The 5,555-nt window shown below is 73.0% G+C and carries 8 protein-coding genes and 1 pseudogene; 7 read left to right on the top strand and 2 right to left on the bottom strand.

Features of this window, described 5'->3' with window-relative positions:
- The 6 genes from FH969_RS14390 to FH969_RS14365 all read left to right on the top strand — a co-directional run.
- On the top strand, nt 1-220 hold a 220-nt coding region (locus FH969_RS14390; RefSeq protein ID WP_139987862.1), incomplete at its 5' end, for a DUF488 domain-containing protein.
- Between the two features lie 49 nt (nt 221-269).
- Nucleotides 270-473 (top strand): hypothetical protein, encoded by a 204-nt coding sequence (locus FH969_RS14385; protein WP_139987860.1) that lies wholly within the window; start codon nt 270-272, stop codon nt 471-473.
- Entirely contained in the window at nt 470-658 is a 189-nt protein-coding gene (locus tag FH969_RS14380; RefSeq protein ID WP_139987858.1) for a hypothetical protein, read from the top strand. The genes FH969_RS14385 and FH969_RS14380 overlap by 4 nt, the downstream gene beginning before the upstream one ends.
- A 100-nt stretch (nt 659-758) precedes the next feature.
- Nucleotides 759-1,682 (top strand): NADP-dependent oxidoreductase, encoded by a 924-nt coding sequence (locus FH969_RS14375; protein ID WP_139987856.1) that lies wholly within the window; start codon nt 759-761, stop codon nt 1,680-1,682.
- Nucleotides 1,683-1,895: 213 nt separating this feature from the next.
- Complete coding sequence (locus FH969_RS14370) at nt 1,896-2,654, top strand: sulfite exporter TauE/SafE family protein (protein ID WP_246071989.1); 759 nt, start codon at nt 1,896-1,898, stop codon at nt 2,652-2,654.
- A gap of 70 nt (nt 2,655-2,724) precedes the next feature.
- Complete coding sequence (locus FH969_RS14365) at nt 2,725-3,144, top strand: SseB family protein (RefSeq protein WP_108718608.1); 420 nt, start codon at nt 2,725-2,727, stop codon at nt 3,142-3,144.
- Between the two features lie 90 nt (nt 3,145-3,234).
- Here FH969_RS14365 and FH969_RS14360 read toward each other — a convergent pair whose 3' ends face one another.
- Nucleotides 3,235-4,005: a hypothetical protein gene (locus tag FH969_RS14360; RefSeq protein WP_108718609.1), complete on the bottom strand. Its 771-nt coding sequence runs from the start codon at nt 4,003-4,005 to the stop codon at nt 3,235-3,237.
- A gap of 159 nt (nt 4,006-4,164) precedes the next feature.
- Between FH969_RS14360 and FH969_RS14355 the strand changes: the two genes are divergently transcribed.
- Entirely contained in the window at nt 4,165-4,518 is a 354-nt protein-coding gene (locus FH969_RS14355) for an iron chaperone (RefSeq protein ID WP_108720090.1), read from the top strand.
- Nucleotides 4,519-4,546: 28 nt separating this feature from the next.
- On the opposite strand, the pseudogene FH969_RS14350 reads toward FH969_RS14355, so the two are convergent.
- A pseudogene (locus FH969_RS14350) lies at nt 4,547-5,323 on the bottom strand (LLM class flavin-dependent oxidoreductase); the annotation flags it as partial.
- Nucleotides 5,324-5,555: the final 232 nt, after the last annotated feature.

The following is a 5,555-nucleotide window of genomic DNA, read 5'->3' as shown; positions in this document are numbered from 1 at the left end:
CGATCGAGCAAAAGAGAAGACTGTGGCGATCATGTGCGCGGAAGCGGTCCCGTGGCGCTGCCACCGGTCTCTTATCGCGGATGCGCTGCTCGTTCGCCACATTTCTGTGAAGGACATCATGAGCGCCACCTCCACCAAACCTCACACACTCACGTCGTTCGCGTCGGTGGACGGGCAGCGGGTCTGGTACCCGCCCACTAACCTGGAAGGGCAACCGTAGGCATAGCGAGCCTCTCGCCGATGTGACCGAGTTGTCATTCCGAGAATGGGTGTCGTCCACCATGGGCACACTGCACTACGGCGGGTCGGAAGCGCCGATCCACATCGAGGAACGTGCCCTCGCACACCTCAAAGTGATCCCGAGGAGGGTCGCGATGGCGCAGGACGACACACCGACGACGGCGAGCTGGACCGAGATCGCGCGCTCGCCCTTCGTCTCGCTCGGCACCTACCGGCGCAGCGGTGGACGGTGATCGGCACCGCCCGCATCCTGCCCGCCGAGGACCCTGCTGCGATCGCCGGCGAGCAGGCGCTGCGCCGCACCTACGGCCTGCAGTACCGCCTCCTCATCGGCGGCGAGCGGCTGTTGCGCCGCCTGCGCCGCAAGCCGGACACGCGCGTGATCCTGCGGCTGGCCCCGGCCACGCCGAGCGACTGACGCGTGGTGCCCGGCGCGTCGAATCCGGCCGACGCGTCTGCCGAGTCACACCACGCGCCCTGCGGGAATCCGCCGACCGCGCTCGCGCGTTGGCCCTGACATGAAGGCCATCGCGTACTCCGAGTTCGGCTCCGCCGACGTCCTGCACCTCACCGACCTGCCCGACCCGCACATCGGGTCCGACGCCGTCGTCGTCAAGGTCGTGGCCGCCGGCGTCAACCCCGTCGACTACAAGGTGCGCGAGGGCCATCTCGCGGGCCTCCTCGACACCGTCTTCCCGGTCGTCCCGGGCTGGGACGTCGCAGGCACCGTCGTCGCCGTCGGGCTCGACACCCCCGAGCTCCAGGTGGGTGACGCCGTCATGGCCTACGCCCGCAAGGACGTCGTCTCCGGCGGCACGCTGGCCGAGCTCGTCCAGGTCCCGGTCCGCACCGCGGCCCGCAAGCCGGACGCGCTCTCGTTCGTCGAGGCCGCCGCGCTCCCTCTCGCCGGGCTCACCGCGCTGCAGAGCATCCGCCGCGCCGGGGTCGCAGCCGGTCAGCACGTCCTCGTGCACGGCGCCGCCGGCGGCGTCGGCTCGCTCGCCGTCCAGCTTCTCGTGCACAAGGGCGCGCACGTCGTCGGCACCGCGTCCGAGGGCAACCACGACTATCTGAGGGCCCTCGGCGCCACGCCCGTCGCCTACGGCGAGGGGCTCGCGGACCGGGCGCTCGCCGTCGTGCCGGAGGGGTTCGACGTCGTGCTCGACTACGTGGGCGGCGCCGCGATCGACGCGACCCCGGCCCTGCTGGCCGAGGGCGGCACGGTCGTCTCCGTGGCCGACCCCCGGGCACGCACCGAGCTCGGCGGGCACTACGTGTGGGTGCGCCCGGACGCCGCCGACCTCGCCGAGCTGGGCGCGCTCGCGGCCGACGGCGTGCTGCGGCTCGAGATCGCCGAGACGTTCCCGCTGGAACGCGCCGCGGACGCGCACCGGCTCGTCGAGACCGGGCACGTGCGCGGGAAGGTTGTCGTCGCCGTCTGACGCGTGGGGCGGGCTCGCACCGGCCGGCTCATGCGCGCGATGCCAGCGATCCGTGCCGGCCACCCGCGCGATGCCAGCGATCTGTGCCGGTTCGTAGACCTAACCCGGCACAGATCGCTGGGTCCACCGGACGGGCCGACACAGATCGCTGGGCCCGCGCCCCGACCCGGACCAGATCGCTGGGTCGACGGCGCGTGTGGCAGGGTCGGGGCCGTGCTCGGCCTGGACTTCCCCACGATCGGCTGGATCGTGCTGGCGCTGTCGGCGCTCGTGGTGGGGATCGCGAAGACGTCGATCGGCGGGATGGGCGCGCTCGCCGTCGCCGGCTTCGCACTGTTCATCCCGGCGAAGGAGTCGACGGCGGCGGTACTGCTCGTGCTGATCATCGGCGATGTCGTCGCCGTTTCGACCTACCGCCGCAGCGCAGACTGGGCGATGCTGCGGCGCCTGCTGCCCGCCGTGCTGCCGGGCATCGTGCTCGGCGCGCTGCTCATGCTCGTGGTCGACGACACCACTATGACGATCGTCATCGGGCTGTCCATCCTCGCGGCCCTCGCGCTGCAGCTCGCCCTGCGGCACCGGCCCGCACCGCCGCCCGACGTCGAGCCGCACCTCGCAGCGACGGTCGGCGCGGGCGTCGCGGCGGGCTTCACCACGATGGTGGCGAACGCGGCCGACCCGGTGATGGCGCTGTACCTGCTCGCCGCGCGCGTGGACAAGATGCGCTTCGTCGGCACGAACCCGTGGTTCTTCCTGCTCGTCAACGTGGCCAAGCTGCCGTTCTCCGCGGGCCTCGGGCTGCTGCCCGCGTCCACCCTCGTGCTCACCGCAGTGCTCGCGCCCACGGTCCTCGTCGGCACGTGGTTGGGCCGCAGGCTGCTGCGCCGGCTGAGCCAGCAGATGTTCGAGGGCCTCACTCTCGCCGCGTCGCTCGTGGCCGCGATCGTTCTGCTCGCCAGCGCTCTCGTGTGAGGCTGGTGTCCGAGAACCCGTCAGCGTCATACCCGCCCCAGCACCGACCTCCACCCGGAAGGACCCCGCCATGGCCGAACCGCGCCGCGCCACCCCGCTCGAGGTGGCGATCCGACGCGCCACGCAGGGCCGCGTCCCGACCGAGGTGGCCGTCTGGTCGCTCTACGTCGCGACCGTGTTCGTGCTGACCCCGATGACCGAGTCGGGTGCACCCGCCCCCGAGGGCGTCCAGCCGCTCGTGCTGCACCGCGAGGGCAAGCCGTTCCTGGCCGCGTTCACCCACCCCGATCGCGTGCACCCGCAGTTCGGCGAGGGTCGCGCGGTCGCGTCGCTGCCCGGGAGCGTGCTGCTCGGGGCCGGGGCGCCGGAGGTCGGCGTCGTGGTCAACCCCGCGACCGACATCGGCTTCGAGCTGCCCGCCGAGGGCCTCATGGCCTTCCGCGCGGTGGTGCAGGGGCCACCGCCCGAGGAGGAGGGCGCCGCCGGCTGAACCCGGCCGGCTGAACCCCGGCGGCCGAACCCGGCCGGCCCGGCGCCAGGTCGGCGCCGCCGGCCGAAGCCGGCCGCCGCCGCCGCGACCTCAGGGCCGCAGCGCCTGCCACCCGGCGACGTCGTGCACCGCCATCCCGCGGAACCACACGTCCTCGCCGAGCGCGCGCTCCACCGAGCCGGACTCCCGCTGCAGCACCGCGCGGCCGTCGTCGAAGAACGAGCTGCCCGGGTCCCGCGAGCACGTCGTGTCCACGCCGATCCGGTAGCTGCGCCGCCCCTCCGCCAGCACCTGGCGCGCGAGGCTCGAGAAGGCGAGGATCGCCGTCGCCCGGTCGCGGTAGGCGAGGACCGTGACCGCGTCCGCGTCCGCGGCGAGGCGCAGGAACGCCTCGGGGCGCTCGACGGCGAGCCACGCCGGCAGGTCGACCTCCACCTCGCGATCGCCGGTCGCGTCCCGCACGTGCCCGACGGCGTCGCCCAAGCCCGCGAGCAGCGTCGCCTCGTTCCCGGGCCACGCGGGCGACGCCCAGGGCTCGACGTCGAGGTGCACGCCGTCGAAGGCGCGCGAGCGGCCCAGGCGCTCCGCCCACTCGCGCGCGAGGAGCGGGTCCTGGGCCCACTGCGGCTCCCCGCCGAGGGCGTGCACGCGGATGCCCGCGCCCTTGAGCGCCGCGAGCGTCGGCGCGCAGCCCGGCTCGGGCCCGGACCACGGCACGCCGAGGAAGACGTCCTCGACGCGCTCGCGCAACAGGTGGTCGACGAGCGCGCGCGGGTGTCGCGGCAGCTGCCAGAGCCAGGCCGCACGCGGCGCCCCGAGGGACGCCGCCAGGGACGGGTCGTCGTCGACCGCCTCGGTCATCCCGTCATTGTGGCGAGGCCGAGCGATCGGGGCCAGGGACGTTCGGCCCGGCCCGCCGTGACGGCCGACCGGTCGGGTGGCCAGCCGCTCCCCCGAGCGGCACGATGGGTCTCGCGCGACGGCGTCAGCACGGGCAGGACCCGACGGAGGGTGGACGCGATGGGCACGGTGGACGACTACCTGGCGGGCCTCGACGAGGCGGACGCGGCCGCGATCGGCCACGTGTACGCCATCGCTCGGGAGCTCGCGCCCGACGCCGAGCAGGGCCTGGGCTACGGCATGCCCGCCCTGACCTGGCGCGGCAAGCCGCTGGTCTCGGTGATGCGCGCGAAGAAGCACATCGGGCTCTACCCGTTCAGCGGCACCGTGGTCGCGACCGTCGCCGCCGACCTGGCAGGGCTGCCCGGAGTCACCTCGGAGAAGGGCACGATCCGGTTCCAGCCCTCGGACCCCCTGCCCGACGGCGTGCTCCGCGACCTCCTGTCGGCTCGCCTCGCGCAGATCGCCGGCTGAGCATCGGCGATCCGCGCGAGCGGTCGGCTCAGCGCCAGCCCAGCCCCGGCGCGACGTGGGTGAGGATCGCCTCGAGGACGTGCGCGTTGTACTCCACGCCGAGCTGGTTCGGCACCGTGAGCAGCAGCGTGTCGGCGGCGGCGATCGCCTCGTCGGCCGTGAGCTGCTCGATGAGCACGTCCGGCTCGGCCGCGTAGGAGCGCCCGAAGACGGCGCGGTAGTCGTCGAGCTCGCCCACCTGGTCGGTGCTGGAGCGGTCGGCGCCGAAGTAGGCCCGGTCCTGGTCGTTCACGAGCGCGAAGATCGACCGGCTCACCGACACGCGCGGCTCGCGCTCGTGCCCCGCCTCGGCCCACGCCGCACGGAACACGTCGATCTGCTCGCGCTGCTGCACGTGGAACGGCTTGCCGCTCTCGTCCTCCTTGAGCGTGGAGCTCATGAGGTTCATCCCGAGCTTCGCGGCCCACTCCCCCGTGGCGTTCGAGCCCGAGCCCCACCAGATCCGCTCCCGCAGGCCCGGCGACTGCGGCTGGATCGCCAGCGGACCCGGGTGCGGGTTGGGGAACATCGGCCGCGGGTTGGGCTCCGCGAACCGCGCGCCGTCGATGACCTGCAGGTACACCTCGGTGTTCGAGCGAGCGACGTCGTTCATCGTCTTGCCCTCGGGCGCGCCGTAGCCGAAGTAGCGGTACCCCTCGAGGACCTGCTCGGGTGAGCCACGGCTGATCCCGAGCTGGAGCCGGCCGCCCGCGATGAGGTCCGCGGCGCCGGAGTCCTCGGCCATGTAGAGCGGGTTGGCGTACCTGTTAATCGAGCGTAGGTGAGCCGGGACCGCACGCGGCCCTCGCGCCGCCCAGAGGTCCGAGGGTCCGCGTCTTACGTACCGTAGGTACGTTGGGCGCGGTCATGTGATACACTGGAAGGGTTCCACTCAGACTAAACGAAAGGATTTTGAACATGACCACGACGTACGCCTACTGGAACAACAAGGGAGGGACGGGCAAGACGAGCCTCTGCTTCCAGTCGCTGACCTTCTA

Origin of the sequence: Miniimonas arenae, from assembly GCF_006351005.1 — a bacterium.
GTDB lineage: Bacteria > Actinomycetota > Actinomycetes > Actinomycetales > Beutenbergiaceae > Miniimonas > Miniimonas arenae.
Note: the sequence above shows the minus strand (reverse complement) of the source record. Positions and strands in the feature narration are given on the sequence as shown.